Genomic DNA, 16,151 nt, shown 5'->3' with positions numbered 1-16,151 from the left:
GACACGGCGTGTCGCGTGCATTCCCGTCCGCTCGACGCCCGGGGGCGGCGACGGGTCAGACGACGAGGTCGAGCTCGCCGGGCGCGCCGGGGCGCAGGTCGACGCCCGCCGCGGCCGCCCAGCGCCGCAGGCCGGCCACCGACGCCGCACGCGGACGCTCCGCCGCCAGCCGGCGCACCAAGGCGCCCTTCGCGTGCTTGTTGAAGTGGTTGAGCGCGCGGCGGGCGCCGTCGCCGTCCTCGGTCACCACGCGGACGTACGCCGAGGGCACGGCATCCGGAACGGGACCGAGCGCGCGGTACGCCTCCGACCGCAGGTCGAGCACGAACGACGGGGATGCCTCGGCGAGGACCGCGGTCGTGGCATCCGCCCACAGTCGGCGCAGCGGCGGCAATCCGGGCACCGACGCGGATGCCCCCAGTCGATACGCGGGAACGGCGTCGAGCGCACCGACCGGCCCGAACGGCGCCGAGTGGATCAGGACGTGCGCACCCAGCCAGCGTCGCGCAGGGCGATCCAGGGATGCCGCGTCGAGGGCGTCATAGAGGACACCCGTGTACCGGTCGACCGCGGGCATCGTCGGGGCCTCGCGCAGCGCGGCGTTGCGGGCGACCTCGCCGAGCTGCGTCGGTCCGAGCCCGAGTACGCGCGCCGCCTCGTCGGGGTCACCCGAGAGCGCCACCAGCGCATCCACGACGCGCTCTCGAGTCGGAGTGAGCGACGGCAGGGCGAGCCCGCCGAGGTCGAGCCGTCGGCGATGACCGCCGTCGCGCTTGGTCTCCGACGGCGGCAGCAGGATCAGCATCCCGCTCCCTTCATGCGAGAAACCACACCCCGTCGTGACGAACCACCTGTCCGGTGGTTCGTCCCGAGGAATGTGGTTTCTCGGCGCTCGGCGGCGGTCAGGAAATCAGCGCCGCGTTGCCGGCGACGATGGTGAGCTCATCGCTCTCGACCGACAGGAAGCCGTCCTGGGCGTTGGCGATGATCCGCGAACCGTCCGTCTCGGTGATGCGCACCTGGCCCTCGGCGAGGATCGCCAGCACCGGCTCGTGGCCGGGCATGATGCCGATCTCGCCGACGACGGTCTTGGCGACCACCAGCGACGCCTCGCCCGACCACACCTCCGCGTCCGCGGAGACGAGATGTACCTGAAGCGGCATGTCAGCCGTTCTCCTTCTGGATACGCGCCCAGTTCGCTTCGACGTCGGAGATGCCGCCGACGTTGAAGAACGCCTGCTCGGCGACGTGATCGAAGTCACCCTTGACGATGGCGTCGAACGACTCGATGGTCTCCTTGATCGGAACGGTCGAGCCCTCGACACCCGTGAACTTCTTCGCCATGTAGGTGTTCTGCGAGAGGAACTGCTGAATGCGACGGGCGCGGGCCACGACGACCTTGTCCTCTTCGGAGAGCTCGTCGACACCGAGGATCGCGATGATCTCCTGCAGCTCCTTGTTCTTCTGCAGGATCTGCTTCACCGCGGTGGCCACGCGGTAGTGGTCCTCACCGATGTAGCGCGGGTCGAGGATGCGGCTGGTCGAGGCCAGCGGGTCGACAGCAGGGTACAGACCCTTCGAGGCGATCTCGCGCGAGAGCTCGGTGGTGGCATCGAGGTGCGCGAACGTGGTCGCCGGCGCCGGGTCGGTGTAGTCGTCGGCCGGCACGTAGATCGCCTGCAGCGAGGTGATCGAGTGACCGCGGGTCGAGGTGATGCGCTCCTGGAGGACACCCATCTCGTCGGCGAGGTTCGGCTGGTAGCCCACCGCGGACGGCATGCGGCCGAGCAGCGTCGACACCTCGGAACCGGCCTGGGTGAAGCGGAAGATGTTGTCGATGAACAGCAGCACGTCCTGCTTCTGCACGTCGCGGAAGTACTCCGCCATCGTCAGCGCCGACAGGGCGACGCGAAGACGCGTCCCGGGCGGCTCGTCCATCTGGCCGAAGACCAGTGCCGTCTTGTCGAAGACGCCGGCCTCCTCCATCTCCTGGATGAGGTCGTTGCCCTCACGGGTGCGCTCGCCCACGCCGGCGAACACCGACACACCACCGTGGTCCTGGGCGACACGCTGGATCATCTCCTGGATGAGGACCGTCTTGCCGACGCCGGCACCACCGAACAGACCGATCTTGCCACCCTGCACGTAGGGGGTCAGCAGGTCGATGACCTTGATGCCCGTCTCGAACATCTCGGTCTTCGACTCGAGCTGGTCGAAGCTGGGCGCCTTGCGGTGGATGCCCCAGCGCTCGGTGATCTCGATGGTCTCGCCCGGCTCGGCGTTGAGGACGTCGCCGATGACGTTGAAGACGCGGCCCTTGGTGACGTCGCCCACCGGAACGGTGATCGGACCGCCGGTGTTGCGCACCTCCTGACCGCGGACCATGCCGTCGGTCGGCTTGAGCGAGATGGCGCGGACGAGGTCGTCGCCCAGGTGCTGGGCGACCTCGAGGGTGATCTCGGTGCTCTCGCCGGCGACCGTGATGGTCGTCTTCAGCGCGTTGTAGATGTCCGGAATCGCATCGTGCGGGAACTCGATGTCGACGACGGGGCCGGTGACGCGAGCGACGCGGCCGACCGAGTCGGTCGCGGCCTGGGTCTCGACGGTGGCGGTGGCAGTCATGTTTGTCTCTCTCGTGGGGTTCTACTTGCCCGACGCCAGGGCGTCGGCGCCGCCGACGATCTCGGCGATCTGCTGCGTGATCTCGGCCTGACGCGCGTTGTTGCGCAGGCGGGTGTAATCGGTGATGAGCTTGTCGGCGTTGTCGCTCGCCGACTTCATCGCCTTCTGGGTCGCTGCGTGCTTCGCCGCCGACGACTGCAGGAGCGCGTTGAACACACGGCTCTGCACGTAGACCGGAAGGAGCGCGTCGAGCACCTCGGAGCTGTCGGGCTCGAAATCGTAGAGCGGGTAGACGTGCGAGTCGGCGGTGTTCTCCTCGGCCTCGACGACTTCCAGCGGCAACAGTCTCACCCTCTCGGGCGACTGGACCATCATGCTCACGAAGCGGTTGTACACGAGATGGATCTCATCCACCCCGTCGGACTCCCCGCCGCGTGCGAACGCGTCCAGCAGCTCGGCGGCGATCTGCTCAGCCGTGTGGAACGACGGCGCGTCGGTGTCGCCGATCCACTCCGCGGCGCTGTCGAGCCGACGGAACTGGAAGTAGCCCACCGCCTTGCGACCCACCAGGTAGAAGACGGGCTCCCGGCCCTGCTCGCGCAGCAGCTGGGCGAGCTCCATGCCTTCGCGCAGGATCTGCGAGTTGAAGGCGCCGGCGAGGCCGCGGTCCGAGGAGAAGATCACGACGGCGGACCGACGGATGGTCTCGGGCTCCTGCGTCAGCGGGTGGTCGATGTCGGAGTGGGTCGCCACGGCGGCCACGGCACGCGTGACCGCGCGCGCGAAGGGTCCCGCCGCGCGCACGCGCGCCATCGCCTTCTGGATGCGTGAAGCCGCGATGAGCTCCATCGCCTTCGTGATCTTCTTGGTGGTCTGCGCAGAGGAGATCTTCTGCTTGTAGACCCGGAGTTGTGCGCCCATGGTTGTTCCCCCGCGCGCCTAGCCCCGACGGCCCTTGACGATCTTCTCCTGGTTCACGTCGGCCTCGTCGGTCGCCGTGTACTCCTCGTGGCCGGGAGCATCCAGGTGCTGTCCCTTGCCGCCCGTGAACTCGAGCGTGAACGCGTCGACCTGCTTCTCGAGCTCGGCGACGGTGTCGTCGTCGAGCACGTTCGTCTCGCGCAGCGTGTCGAGCACGGTCGTGTTGCGACGCAGGTGGTCGAGGAACTCCGACTCGAAGCGCAGCACGTCCTCGACCTCGATCTTGTCGAGCTTGCCGTTGGTGCCCGCCCAGATCGAGACGACCTGCTCCTCGACGGGATACGGCGAGTACTGCGGCTGCTTGAGCAGCTCGGTCAAGCGGGCGCCGCGGTCGAGCTGGCGGCGGGATGCCGCATCCAGGTCGCTCGCGAACATCGCGAACGCCTCGAGCGAGCGGTACTGCGCCAGCTCGAGCTTGAGCGTTCCCGAGACCTTCTTGATCGACTTGACCTGCGCGTCACCACCGACGCGCGAGACCGAGATGCCGACGTCGACCGCGGGACGCTGGTTGGCGTTGAACAGGTCGGACTGCAGGAAGATCTGGCCGTCGGTGATCGAGATCACGTTGGTCGGGATGTAGGCCGACACGTCGTTGGCCTTGGTCTCGATGATCGGCAGGCCGGTCATCGATCCGGCACCGAGCTCGTCGCTCAGCTTCGCGCAGCGCTCGAGCAGACGCGAGTGCAGGTAGAAGACGTCACCGGGGTACGCCTCGCGGCCCGGCGGGCGGCGCAGCAGCAGCGACACGGCGCGATACGCCTCGGCCTGCTTCGACAGGTCGTCGAAGATGATCAGGACATGCTTGCTGTCGTACATCCAGTGCTGGCCGATGGCCGAACCGGTGTACGGGGCGAGGTACTTGAAGCCGGCGGGGTCGGATGCCGGAGCGGCGACGATCGTCGTGTACTCCATGGCGCCGGCGTCTTCGAGCGCACCCTTGACCGACGCGATGGTCGAGCCCTTCTGGCCGATGGCGACATAGATGCAGCGAACCTGCTTCTCGGGGTCGCCCGACTCCCAGTTGGACTTCTGGTTGATGATCGTGTCGATCGCGATGGCCGTCTTGCCGGTCTGGCGGTCGCCGATGATGAGCTGGCGCTGTCCGCGGCCGACGGGGATCATGGCGTCGATGGCCTTGATGCCGGTCTGCAGCGGCTCGTGCACGCTCTTGCGCTGCATGACGCCCGGCGCCTGCAGCTCGAGGGCGCGGCGGCCGGTGCTCTCGATGGCGCCGAGCCCGTCGATCGGGCTGCCGAGCGGGTCGACGACACGGCCGAGGTAGCCGTCGCCGACGGGAACCGACAGCACCTCGCCGGTGCGGGTCACCTGCTGCCCCGCCTCGACGCCGGCGAAGTCGCCGAGGACGACGACACCGATCTGGTGCTCGTCCAGGTTCAGCGCCAGCCCCTCGGTGCCGTCCTCGAACCGGACGAGTTCGTTGGCCATGACACCCGGCAGGCCTTCGACGTGGGCGATGCCGTCAGCGGCGTCGACGACGGTGCCGACCTCGGCGACCGCCGGCCCGGTGGGCTCGTACGCGGCGACGAAGTCTTTCAGCGCGTCACGGATGACATCGGGGCTGATGGAGAGTTCTGCCATTGTGTTCCTTCGTTCGTGGAGCCGCAGCCCCTAGTCCTCCGCGACCGCCGCAGGCGGCGCGGGAAAGCTGTTCAGCCGGCCAGTCGCTGCCGGAGGTCGTGGATCCGGGACGCGACGCTGGCGTCGATGACGTCGTCGGCGATCTGTACCCGCAGCCCGCCGACGACGGACGGGTCGACGACCAGATTCAGCGCGACGCGGGTGCCGTAGCGCGCAGACAGGCTCGTGATCAGACGCTCCTGCTGGGCCGTGCTCAGCGGGGTCGCGCTGACCACCGTCGCGACGATCTCGGAGCGCTGGTCTGCGACGATGCGGATCGCACGGTCGAGCAGATCGCGTACGCGTCGTTCGCGAGGCTGCTGGATGGTCGCCGAAGCGATGAGGACGGCGGCATCGCTGACCTGGCCGGTCAGCAGCGTCTCGACGAGTTCGCCCTTCGCCTGCGCACGACCCAGGCGACTTCCCAACGCGAGCTCCAGCTCGGGGTTCGCGGCGATCGTTCGCGAGAACTGGAAGAGCTCGCGCTCGAGGTCGGCGTCGGGACGCGCGATCGCCGCGGCGCGCACCGCGGCTTCTTCGAGGCCCTCGACGAGGTCGGACGCCGATGACCACCGACGGCCGACTGCGGCGGTCACGAGCTCGACCGTGACCGGACGGAAGACCGGGCCGAAGACGTCGGCGACCACTGTGAAGCGGATGTCGGCGTCCGCCGACGAATCGGCCAGTGCCGCCGCGAGCTGCGGCGATCCGTCGAGGGCGCGCGCCGCCCCGAACAGCTCCGTCGCGACGCCGAGGTCGACCCCGGTTGCCGCGTCGAGCGCTGCCGTGAGGGCGTTGCGGGCCTGCGTTGTGGCACTTCCCATCAGGAGGTCGCTTTCTCCTGGGCCTCGGACTGCTCGAGCTCAGCCAGGAAGCGGTCGACGACGGCCTGCGCCCGTGCATCGTCGGAGAGGGTCTCTCCGATCACCCCTCCGGCGAGGTCGATCGCCAGCGTTCCGACTTCGCTGCGCAGACTCACCATCGCGGTCTGACGCTCAGCTTCGATCTGCGCATGCGCCGACCCGGTGATGCGGGCCGCCTCGGCTGCGGCGGTCGACTTGGCCTCGGCGACGATCTTCTTGCCGTCCTCGCGGGCGGCGTCCCTGATCTCGCCGGCCTCGCGCCGCGCGTCGGCCAGCTGCGCCGTGTACTGGTCGAGGGCCTCTTCGGCCTTGCGCTGGGCCTCGTCCGCCTTGGCGATGTTGCCTTCGATGGCCGCAGAGCGCGCGTCGAGCAGCTCGTTCATCCTCGGGAGGACGACACGCCAGAACACGATCAGAATGATCGCGAAGCAGACCGCCGACCAGACGATGTCGTAGACGGGTGGCAAAAGCGGATTCGGTGCCGCCTCGGTCTCCTCTGCAGCGCGAACGACAAGATCGCTGAGCATCCTGTCTCCTTTGGTATCAGGGGCTTCAGAAGCCGAAGATGAAGGCGGTGGCGATGCCGATGAACGCCAGCGCTTCGGTGAACGCGATTCCGATCCACATCAGGACCTGCAGGCGGCCGGCGAGCTCGGGCTGCCGGGCGACGCCCTCGATCGTCTTGCCGACGACGATGCCGACGCCGATGGCCGGGCCGATGGCCGCGAGACCGTAGCCGACGGTAGCGATCGAGCCACTGACCTCGGCGAGAACCATAGTTTCGTCCACGGGTGATTTTCCTTTCGGTTGTTTGGGACGGCCGTCGGCCGACCTCTCAGTGCTCCTCGGCGACCGCGAGCTGGATGTACACCGCGGTCAAGAGAGCGAAGACATACGCCTGGAGGACGGCCACCAGGATCTCGAACAGAGTGAACACGAAACCGAACGCGAGGCTGCCCGCTGCGAGCAGGCTCCACCAGCCGCCGGCCGTGAAGAGGAAGAAGTGCGTGGCTGCGAAGAACAGCACCAGCAGCAAGTGCCCGACCATCATGTTCATGAGGAGTCGGAGGGTGAGCGTGACCGGACGGATGATGAACGTCGAGATCAGTTCGATCGGCGTCACGATGATGTAGATCGGCCACGGCACACCGGCGGGGAACAGCGAGTTCTTGAAGAAGTTCTTGGGGCTCTTGCGCAGTCCCGCGTAGATGAAGGTGACGTAGCTGACCAGGGCCAGCAGGAGCGGCACCGCGATGACCGCCGTACCGGGGATGTTCAGGAACGGGATGATCCCGGGCAGATTCATGAACAGGATCATGAAGAACAGCGTCGTCAGGATCGGCAGGAACCTATCACCGACCTTGCGGCCCAGGATGTCGTGGGCGATGTTGACGCGCACGAAGTCGAGCCCGAACTCCACGACGCTCTGGAACCGGCCCGGGACGATGGACATGCGTCGGGTGCCCAGCCAGAAGACGAGCACCAGCACGACCGTCGCGAGCATCTGGATCAGGTTGATCCGGGTGATCGCGAACCACGTCCCCTCGAACAGCACAGCGTCGGGGAAGAACTCCCAGATGGTCGGGGCGTGGAAGCCCTCGTCATCGGTGGGTGCGGCAGAGGCGATCAGGGTCGCAGCTTGAGTGGACAGCGCTGACTCCAGCTTCGGGGCATCGGCGATAGCCGTTGCGACGATGGTCGTTGAGCGTCATATCTTCTTCTCGCCGCAATCTCTTGCAGCGATCCGGCGGACGCACGCACAACCCTACCAAACTCAGTCGGCTGATCTCGCCTCGCCCGACTCGTCGGCATCGGGCAGGTCCACCTCGCCGACGTACGGCAGCCGCATCCGCACCATCACGATCACGTCGACCGCGAGCGAGACGAGCACCCCGGCCACGAGCGAGAGGAAGAAGACCACCGGATCCACCCAGGGCTGATCGCGGACCAGGAGCAGGACGGCGATGAACGCGATGAACTTCAGCACCCACGCGCCCAGGACGATGCCGAAGAAGATGGGGACGTAGAGCGGCCCGCCGTACCAGCGGTTGGCGACGAGGACGCTGAGTCCGGTCAGCGCGAGGAAGACGATCGCCAGGACGATCCCTGTCAGCGCACTCCACAGACCTGACGTCCCCGCGACCAGGTAGCCGACGAGGGCGCCGACCACAGCGAGGACGACGGCGATGCCCGCCGTCCAGCGCAGGGCGGCACGCATGACCGGCGTGCTCGAAATGGTGGTCGGTCTCATCAGGCATCCTCCAGGGTGCGTGGTCGATCACGTGTTCTGCGTGGCGACAGGGTCACCACGAGGCATGCGGTGGCGCCGACGATGCCGAAGACGACCCCGAACAGGTAGCCCCCCGGCCAGTCCTCCTGCGTGCCGATGTACATCAGCAGGACGGCGAGGCTGACCACCGCTGTCCACGCGTAGAAGATGAGCACCGCACCGCGGTCGGAGTGGCCCATGTCGAGCATCCGGTGGTGCAGGTGCTTGCGGTCGGGCGAGAACGGCGACTTGCCGGCGCGCATGCGCCGCACGACCGCCAGCCCGAAATCGAGCAGCGGCAGCAGCACGACGACGACGGGGAGCAGGATCGGGATGAACGCACCGAGCAGCTGGGACCGGCCGAACTCGTCGGGGTTGAGGATCGCCGGATCGAGCTGGCCGGTGATCGCGATCGCGGAGCACGCCATCAGCAGCCCGAGCATCAGCGCTCCCGAGTCCCCCATGAACAGCCGGGCGGGACTCCAATTCAGGGGCAGGAACCCGACGCACGCGCCGATCAGCACCGCCGCGATGAACGAGGCGAGCGTGAAGTACGTGCTCGACCCGGTGTCGCGCACCAGCAGGTAGGAGTACGCGAAGAACACCACGTTGGCGATGAGGCATACGCCCGCGACGAGACCGTCGAGGCCGTCGATGAAGTTCACCGCGTTCATGACGATCACGATCGAGAAGACCGTCAGTGTGAAACTCACCCAGCTCGAGAAGCCGGTCATGCCGCCGATCGGGAGCGTGTAGATCTGCAGTTCGCCGAACCACGCGATGAGGCCGGCCGCGAGGAACTGGGCGCCCAGCTTGATCGTCCAGTCGAGATCCCACAGGTCGTCCGCGACGCCGACGAGGACGATCAGCAGTGTCGCGCCGAGGATCGCGTAGATCTGCGCCGGCTCGGCCCACACGATCGAGAAGAACGGATGCTGCGCCGAGACCGCGAAGGCGGCGAGCACACCCAGGAACATCGCGACCCCGCCCAGCCGCGGAGTCGGCGTCGTGTGGACGTCGCGGTCGCGGATGCCCGGGTAGAGCCGGTACCGCAGGCTGAGCCGCCAGACCGCCCACGACAGGACGAAGGTGACCGTCGCCGTGAAGATGATCGTGAAGACGTATTGCTTCACGCGTTCCCGCCGGCGTCGTCGGGCTCGGGCTCCGGCGCAGACGCGGGCTCCGGCTCGGTCGACCCGGCTGAGGCGGACTCCGCGCGCTCGGGCTGCGCGCCGTCGCGCGTGTCCTCGGAGTCGACGGCCGTCTGCTCCGCAGCGTCGACGTCGATCGGCTCGAGAAGGTCGCCGATGACATCACGCAGTTCCTCGCGGCTGACGGCGCCCTCGCGCAAGACGCGCACGGCGCGCTCACCCGAGCCGACGAGACTGGTCGCGTCGATGATCGTCGAGGCGATTCCCGTCTTCGAAGGACCTGCATCGAGGTAGACGGCGACGCTGTCGCCGAGCATGGCCAGCGCATCGTGCGCCATGATCGCGGCCGCCTTGCCGGTGAGGTTCGCGCTCGACACGGCCAGCGGGCCGGTGTCCTCGAGCAGCTCGAGCGCCAGCGGGTGTGCCGGCATGCGCACGGCGACGGTGCCGCCGGTGTCGCCGAGATCCCACGTGAGAGACGGCTGCGCAGGGAGCACGATGGTCAGCCCACCCGGCCAGAACGCGCCGACGAGCTGTTCCACCTCGGCCGGCACCTCGGCGACGAGCGCCTTGAGCGTGGTGATCCCGGCGACGAGCACCGGCGGTGGCGACTGACGCCCGCGACCCTTCGCGTCGAGCAGCCGCTGCACAGCCGCCGGGCTGAAGGCGTCGGCGGCGATGCCGTAGACCGTGTCGGTGGGCATCACCACCAGCTCGCCGCTGCCGATGGCACGGCGCGCCGCACGCATGCCGGGGAGCAGCTGCGACTCGTCGCGGCAGTCGAAGACGGGGGACATATCGGGCACAGTCTAGTCGGCGGGCATCCCGCTCCCGCGGCTCACGGACGCACCGCGGTCGTCACGCGATCGCGGTGCGTGAGGTCGGGGTGGGTGGCGGCGGCCCGCCACCCGTCGGCCGCCAGCAGCGAACGGATGTCGGCGCCCTGCAGTTCACCATGCTCGATCGCGAGCACGCCCCCGGGGTGGGCCAGGCGCAGTCCGACGCGGCTGATCGTGCGCACGACGTCGAGCCCGTCGAGGCCGCCGTAGAGCGCCTCGGGCGGATCGAACAGCCGCACCTCGGGATCGCGGGGCACCGCGGCGTCCGGGACGTACGGCGGATTCGACACCACCACCGACACGGTCCCGTCGAGCTCGGCGAACGCATCGGCCAGGTCGATGAAGGCGAGACGCACGTTGTCGGCGCCGATCCGTGCCGCATTCTGCTTCGCCCAGATGAACGCGTCGACAGAGTTCTCGGCGGCGTGCACGCGGGCGTGGGGCACCTCGGTCGCCATCGCGAGCGCGATCGCGGCGCTGCCCGTCCCGAGATCGACCGCGATCGGCGCCGGCGACGCCGAGGCCACGAGGGCGTCGATCGCGATCTGGGCGAGGATCTCGGTCTCGGGTCGCGGCACGAACACACCGGGGCCGACCTCGAGCTCGAGATGACGGAACGGCGCGAGTCCCGTGATGTGCTGCAGGGGCTCGCGCGCGGCGCGCCGCTGGACGAGGGCGTCGAACTGCGCGGCATCACGCTCGGTGACCTCATCGCCTCGCGCGGCGGCCGCCTGCACCTGACCGCGACCGATGCCGAGCGCGTGGGCTGCGAGCAGTTCGGCGTCGACCACGGGGTCGAGGATGCCGGCGCGCGCGAGCCGCTCGCAGGCGCGCTGGAGCGCGTCGGAGAGCACGGGGGAAGCGTCGGGAGGGGCCATGAGCGGCATCAAGCCTATGCCGACAGGCACCGGCGCGCGTCATACGGAGCCCGAGGCCGTCCGGCTCGCCTAGGCTGGCACCCGATCGACTGCCCCTTGCGAAAGGCCCACCCCATGCCCGGGATCCACTCCGACATCACCTCCGCGTTCGGCGAGACGCCGCTGGTGAGACTGAACCGCGTCACCGAGGGGCTCGGCGGCACGGTGCTGGCCAAGCTCGAGTTCTACAACCCGGCCTCGAGCGTCAAGGACCGACTGGGCATCGCGATCGTCGACGCGGCCGAGGCCTCCGGAGAGCTGAAGCCCGGCGGCACCATCGTCGAGTCGACGAGCGGCAACACCGGCATCGCGCTCGCGATGGTCGGGGCGGCGCGCGGCTACCGCGTGATCCTGACGATGCCGGCATCCATGTCGAAGGAGCGCCGCATCCTGCTGAAGGCGTTCGGCGCCGAGCTCGTGCTCACCGACCCCACAAAGGGCATGTCCGAGGCCGTGAACGTCGCCAAGCAGATCGTGGCCGACACCCCGGGCGCGGTGTGGGCGCGGCAGTTCGAGAACGAGGCGAACCCCGCGATCCACCGACGCACGACGGCTGAGGAGATCCTGCGCGACACCGACGGCAAGGTCGACTACTTCGTCGCCGGCATCGGCACCGGCGGCACCATCACCGGCGTGGGCCAGGTGCTCAAGGAGCGTGTCCCCGCCGCGAAGGTCATCGCCGTCGAGCCCGCGGACTCACCGCTGCTCACCAAGGGGCACCCCGGTCCGCACAAGATCCAGGGCATCGGGCCCAACTTCGTCCCCGAGATCCTCGACCGCGACGTCATCGACGAGGTGATCGACGTCGAGTTCGACGACGCGATCCGCGTAGCGCGCGAGGTGGGCGAACGCGAGGGCGTGCTCGTGGGCATGTCCAGCGGCGCGGCGATCTGGGCCGCACTGCAGATCGCCGCACGGCCTGAGGCGTCCGGCGCCAACATCGTCGTGATCGTGCCCTCTGCGGGCGAGCGCTACCTGTCGACGGCGCTGTACGAAGACCTGCGCGAGGACTGACGGATGCCGGTCTGGGACCGCGTGCGCGAGGACCTGGCCTCGGCGAAGCTGCGCGACCCCGCCGCGCGCGGCGGCCTCGAGATCGCCTTGCTGTACAGCGGCGTGCACGCGGTGTGGGCGTATCGCGTGACCCATGCGATGTGGCGGCGCGGCTGGCGGTTCGCGCCGCGGGCGCTGTCGCAGCTGACGCGCTGGCTCACCGGCATCGAGATCCACCCCGGCGCGACCATCGGCCGCCGGTTCTTCATCGACCACGGCATGGGCGTGGTCATCGGCGAGACCGCCGAGGTCGGCGACGACGTGATGCTCTATCACGGCGTCACGCTCGGCGGCCGCCAGCGGGAGGGCGGCAAGCGGCATCCCACTCTCGGCGACCGCGTGGCGGTCGGAGCGGGCGCGAAGGTGTTGGGGCCGATCACGATCGGCGCCGACTCGGTGGTCGGCGCGAACGCCGTGGTCACGAGGGATGCACCGCCCGACAGCGTGCTGGTGGGCGTTCCCGCCAAAGCGCGTCCGCGTCAGGAGGGCGTCGACACCCGCGCGCTGCTGACCGCCCCCGAGTACATCATCTGACCCGCGCGCCCGCTCTCATGACGTGCGCTGCGCGCGTCAGGCGTCGGTGCCGAGGGCGGCCAGCTGCGCCTCCTCGTCGGCGGCGATCGCCGACTCGATGACGGGATCGAGGGCGCCGTCGAGGACCTGGTCGAGGTTGTACGCCTTGTAGCCGGTGCGGTGATCGGCGATGCGGTTCTCGGGGAAGTTGTACGTGCGGATGCGCTCCGATCGGTCCATCCCCCGGATCTGCGAACGACGGGCGTCGGATGCCGCGGCGTCCAGCTCCTCCTGCTGCTTCGCGAGCAGGCGAGCGCGCAGCACGCGCATGCCGGCTTCGCGGTTCTGCAGCTGGGACTTCTCGTTCTGCATCGACACGACGATCCCGGTCGGCACGTGCGTGATGCGCACCGCCGAGTCGGTCGTGTTCACCGATTGCCCCCCGGGTCCCGACGAGCGGAAGACGTCGATCTTGAGGTCGTTCGGGTCGATGTGGATCTCTTCGGGTTCGTCGACCTCGGGGAACACCAGCACGCCGGTCGTCGACGTGTGGATGCGTCCCTGCGACTCGGTGGCGGGAACCCGCTGCACGCGGTGGACGCCCCCTTCGTATTTCAGGTGCGCCCACACTCCCTGAGCGGGATCCGAGCCGGAGCCCTTGATCGCCACCTGGACGTCCTTGTAGCCGCCGAGGTCGGATTCGGTGCGCTCGAGCAGCTCGGTCTTCCACCCCTTGGAGGCCGCGTACTGGAGGTACATGCGCAGCAGGTCAGCGGCGAAGAGCGCAGACTCGGCGCCACCCTCCCCCTGCTTGATCTCCATGATCACATCGCGCGCATCGTCGGGATCGCGAGGGATGAGCAGCCGCCGCAGACGCTCCTGCGCCTCGGACAGTCCCTGCTCGAGAGCCGGGATCTCCTCGGCGAAGGCCTCGTCCTCGCGGGCGAGTTCGCGTGCGGCATCCAGGTCGTCGGTTGCGGCGAGCCAGGCCTCGTGCGCGGCGACGATCTTCGACAGCTCCGCGTAGCGGCGGTTGACCTTCTTCGCGCGCGCCGCATCGGCGTGGACGGCCGGGTCTGCCAGCTCGTCCTGCACGGCGCGGTGCTCGCGGATCAGCCCCTCGACGGACTCGAACACGCAGGCCTCCGGTCAGCGGATGCTGTTGTCGTGCGCGTGGCTGTGGCCGCCGGCGTGATTCTCGCGTGTGGGCGCGGGGATCGACTTCTGCATCTGCACGAGGAACTCGACGTTGGACTGCGTCTCTTTCAGCTTGCCGAGAACGACCTCGAGCGCCTGCTGGGGGTCGAGCCCCGCGAGGGCGCGACGCAGCTTCCAGGTGATCTTGACCTCGTCGTTCGACAGGAGCATCTCCTCGCGACGCGTGCTCGACGCGTTGACGTCGACGGCCGGGAAGATGCGCTTGTCGGCGAGCTGGCGGTTCAGGCGCAGCTCGCTGTTGCCCGTGCCCTTGAACTCCTCGAAGATGACCTCGTCCATCTTGGATCCGGTCTCGACCAGCGCGGTGGCGAGGATCGTGAGCGAGCCGCCGTTCTCGATGTTGCGCGCGGCGCCGAAGAAGCGCTTGGGCGGGTACAGCGCCGACGCGTCGACGCCACCGGTGAGCACACGACCCGAGGTCGGAGCGGAGATGTTGTACGCACGACCGAGCCGGGTAATCGAGTCGAGCAGCACGACCACGTCGCGGCCGAGTTCGACCAGGCGCTTCGCGCGCTCGATCGCCAGCTCGGCGACCGTGGTGTGGTCCTCAGCAGGGCGGTCGAAGGTGGAGGCGATGACCTCGCCCTTCACGGTGCGCTGCATGTCGGTGACCTCTTCGGGACGCTCGTCGACGAGCACGACCATGAGGTGCACCTCGGGGTTGTTCGTCGCGATCGCGTTCGCGATCTGCTGCAGCACGATCGTCTTGCCGGCCTTGGGCGGCGCGACGATGAGCCCGCGCTGACCCTTGCCGATGGGCGCGACGAGGTCGATGATGCGCTGTGTCAGCTTCTCGGGAGCGGTCTCGAGGCGCAGGCGCTCCTGCGGGTAGAGCGGCGTGAGCTTGCCGAACTCGACGCGCGTGGCGGCGTCGTCGACCGACAGGCCGTTGATCGCGTCGACCTTCACGAGCGCGTTGTACTTCTGACGGCTCGACTGCTCGCCCTCGCGTGGCTGCTTGATCGCGCCGACGACGGCATCGCCCTTGCGCAGGTTGTACTTCTTGACCTGACCCAGCGACACGTACACATCGCTCTGGCCGGGCAGATAGCCGGTGGTGCGCACGAAGGCGTAGTTGTCGAGCACGTCGAGGATGCCGGCGATCGGGATCAGGACGTCGTCCTCGCCGATCTCGGTCTCGAACTCGTCGCCGCCCTGCTGACCGCGGCGCTTGTTGCGCTGGCGACCGCGGCCGCCGCCCTGCTGGCCGTCGTCGTCGCCGTCGCTCTGGCCGCCATTCTGGTTCTGGCCGCCCTGATTGCTCTGGCCCTGGTTGCCGCCCTGACCCTGGCCGGCGTTGCCGCCACCGCGGTTGCGGCTGCGCGAGCGGCTGCGCGAGCGGCTGCGGCCCGAGCCCTCCTCGTTCTGCTCGGAGGACGGGTCGGACGCCGTCTGCTGAGGTGCGTCGTCACCCTTGGAGGCGTTCTCGTCTCCCTTGGAGGCGGCGCTCTGCTCACCCTTGGACGCGTTCTCGTCGCCCCGGGAGGCGTTCTCGTCGGTCCTCGCGGCGGGCGACCCAGCGTCCTGCGCGGCCGCGTCGTCGGCGGCCTTGGCCTTGGCCTTCGACGTGCGCGCACGCGGCTTCTTGGCCGGAGCGGCCTCGCCGCCCTGCTCGCCGTCGGGCGCATCGGGCTGAGCGGCAGCGGCCGGCGCATCGGAGCCGGAGGGGGCGGCATCGACGGAAGCATCCGTGCCCTCGGCATCCTTGGGTGCGCTCTTGGCGCGGCGCGGTGCACGCTTGCGGGGCGGAGCCTTCGCCGCGGCGGGCGCGTCGGCGGCGGCCGGCGCGTCACCGGCGGAGGCATCCGCCGTCGTGGGCTTGTCAGCGGCGCCCGAGGCGTTGTCGGTGGCCGGTGCCGCCTGCGTGGCCGACGCCTCCGGCGCTTCCGTGCGCTCGGCGGGCGCGTCGACAGTGTGGATCTCGGAGATGGACTCCACGAGTTCTCCCTTGTGAAACGAACGATTGATGCACGACCGCACAGCGTGCGCTGCACTGCATGCGCCCGGTCGAGGCGTCTATGACACGCTCGGCATCCGCGTGCCGGTCAGGAACCGACTGCGGCGGGGGGCTGTGCGGTGGTTTCGCA

The 16,151-nt window shown here is 68.9% G+C and carries 17 protein-coding genes; 2 read left to right on the top strand and 15 right to left on the bottom strand.

The annotated features are described in order from the left end of the window. Nucleotides 1-55: 55 nt before the first annotated feature. The 13 genes from ABD663_RS06185 to prmC all read right to left on the bottom strand — a co-directional run bounded on the left by ABD663_RS06185 (nt 56) and on the right by prmC (nt 11,241). Nucleotides 56-805 carry a YaaA family protein gene (locus tag ABD663_RS06185; RefSeq protein WP_344737073.1) on the bottom strand — a complete coding sequence of 250 codons (750 nt, stop codon included), beginning with the start codon at nt 803-805 and terminating at the stop codon, nt 56-58. Between the two features lie 97 nt (nt 806-902). Then, a complete protein-coding gene (locus ABD663_RS06180; protein ID WP_344737072.1) occupies nt 903-1,163 on the bottom strand; it encodes a F0F1 ATP synthase subunit epsilon in 261 nt (86 codons plus the stop codon). 1 nt (nt 1,164) lies between these two features. Next, a complete protein-coding gene (gene atpD / locus ABD663_RS06175) occupies nt 1,165-2,622 on the bottom strand; it encodes a F0F1 ATP synthase subunit beta (RefSeq protein ID WP_344737071.1) in 1,458 nt (485 codons plus the stop codon). A 21-nt stretch (nt 2,623-2,643) separates the two neighbouring features. Continuing rightward, nucleotides 2,644-3,543: a F0F1 ATP synthase subunit gamma gene (locus ABD663_RS06170; RefSeq protein WP_344737070.1), complete on the bottom strand. Its 900-nt coding sequence runs from the start codon at nt 3,541-3,543 to the stop codon at nt 2,644-2,646. 18 nt (nt 3,544-3,561) lie between these two features. After that, complete coding sequence (gene atpA / locus ABD663_RS06165) at nt 3,562-5,202, bottom strand: F0F1 ATP synthase subunit alpha (protein ID WP_344737069.1); 1,641 nt, start codon at nt 5,200-5,202, stop codon at nt 3,562-3,564. 71 nt (nt 5,203-5,273) lie between these two features. Then, on the bottom strand, nt 5,274-6,065 hold the full coding sequence (locus tag ABD663_RS06160) for a F0F1 ATP synthase subunit delta (RefSeq protein WP_344737068.1): 792 nt from the start codon (nt 6,063-6,065) through the stop codon (nt 5,274-5,276). Beyond that, nucleotides 6,065-6,631, bottom strand: coding sequence for a F0F1 ATP synthase subunit B (locus ABD663_RS06155; protein WP_344737067.1), 567 nt, complete (start codon nt 6,629-6,631; stop codon nt 6,065-6,067). Before ABD663_RS06155 ends, ABD663_RS06160 begins: the two co-directional genes overlap by 1 nt. A 25-nt stretch (nt 6,632-6,656) precedes the next feature. Then, nucleotides 6,657-6,893 (bottom strand): ATP synthase F0 subunit C, encoded by a 237-nt coding sequence (atpE, locus tag ABD663_RS06150; RefSeq protein ID WP_344737066.1) that lies wholly within the window; start codon nt 6,891-6,893, stop codon nt 6,657-6,659. Between the two features lie 46 nt (nt 6,894-6,939). Further along, on the bottom strand, nt 6,940-7,785 hold the full coding sequence (gene atpB, locus ABD663_RS06145; RefSeq protein ID WP_344737129.1) for a F0F1 ATP synthase subunit A: 846 nt from the start codon (nt 7,783-7,785) through the stop codon (nt 6,940-6,942). Between the two features lie 93 nt (nt 7,786-7,878). Further along, nucleotides 7,879-8,355, bottom strand: coding sequence for a Cg1360 family ATP-synthase-associated protein (locus ABD663_RS06140; protein WP_344737065.1), 477 nt, complete (start codon nt 8,353-8,355; stop codon nt 7,879-7,881). After that, entirely contained in the window at nt 8,355-9,506 is a 1,152-nt protein-coding gene (locus ABD663_RS06135) for an MraY family glycosyltransferase (protein ID WP_344737064.1), read from the bottom strand. The genes ABD663_RS06140 and ABD663_RS06135 overlap by 1 nt, the downstream gene beginning before the upstream one ends. After that, entirely contained in the window at nt 9,503-10,321 is an 819-nt protein-coding gene (locus tag ABD663_RS06130) for an L-threonylcarbamoyladenylate synthase (RefSeq protein WP_344737063.1), read from the bottom strand. Before ABD663_RS06130 ends, ABD663_RS06135 begins: the two co-directional genes overlap by 4 nt. A 41-nt stretch (nt 10,322-10,362) precedes the next feature. Beyond that, nucleotides 10,363-11,241: a peptide chain release factor N(5)-glutamine methyltransferase gene (gene prmC / locus ABD663_RS06125; RefSeq protein WP_344737062.1), complete on the bottom strand. Its 879-nt coding sequence runs from the start codon at nt 11,239-11,241 to the stop codon at nt 10,363-10,365. A 114-nt stretch (nt 11,242-11,355) separates the two neighbouring features. Here prmC and cysK point away from each other — a divergent pair, with 114 nt between their 5' ends. Beyond that, a complete protein-coding gene (cysK, locus tag ABD663_RS06120; RefSeq protein ID WP_344737061.1) occupies nt 11,356-12,294 on the top strand; it encodes a cysteine synthase A in 939 nt (312 codons plus the stop codon). 3 nt (nt 12,295-12,297) lie between these two features. After that, nucleotides 12,298-12,867 carry a serine O-acetyltransferase EpsC gene (epsC, locus tag ABD663_RS06115; RefSeq protein ID WP_344737060.1) on the top strand — a complete coding sequence of 190 codons (570 nt, stop codon included), beginning with the start codon at nt 12,298-12,300 and terminating at the stop codon, nt 12,865-12,867. Nucleotides 12,868-12,903: 36 nt separating this feature from the next. Here the strand turns inward: epsC and prfA are convergent, their stop codons facing one another. Both prfA and rho read right to left on the bottom strand, forming a co-directional pair. After that, entirely contained in the window at nt 12,904-13,983 is a 1,080-nt protein-coding gene (gene prfA / locus ABD663_RS06110; protein ID WP_344737059.1) for a peptide chain release factor 1, read from the bottom strand. Nucleotides 13,984-13,995: 12 nt separating this feature from the next. Continuing rightward, nucleotides 13,996-16,002, bottom strand: coding sequence for a transcription termination factor Rho (rho, locus tag ABD663_RS06105; RefSeq protein WP_344737058.1), 2,007 nt, complete (start codon nt 16,000-16,002; stop codon nt 13,996-13,998). Nucleotides 16,003-16,151: the final 149 nt, after the last annotated feature.

The sequence above is a fragment of the Microbacterium awajiense genome, assembly GCF_039536545.1.
In the GTDB taxonomy this organism is placed as follows: Bacteria; Actinomycetota; Actinomycetes; order Actinomycetales; family Microbacteriaceae; genus Microbacterium; species Microbacterium awajiense.
The sequence above is the reverse complement of the archived record's forward strand: the minus strand, read 5'-3'. Positions and strand labels throughout refer to the sequence as shown.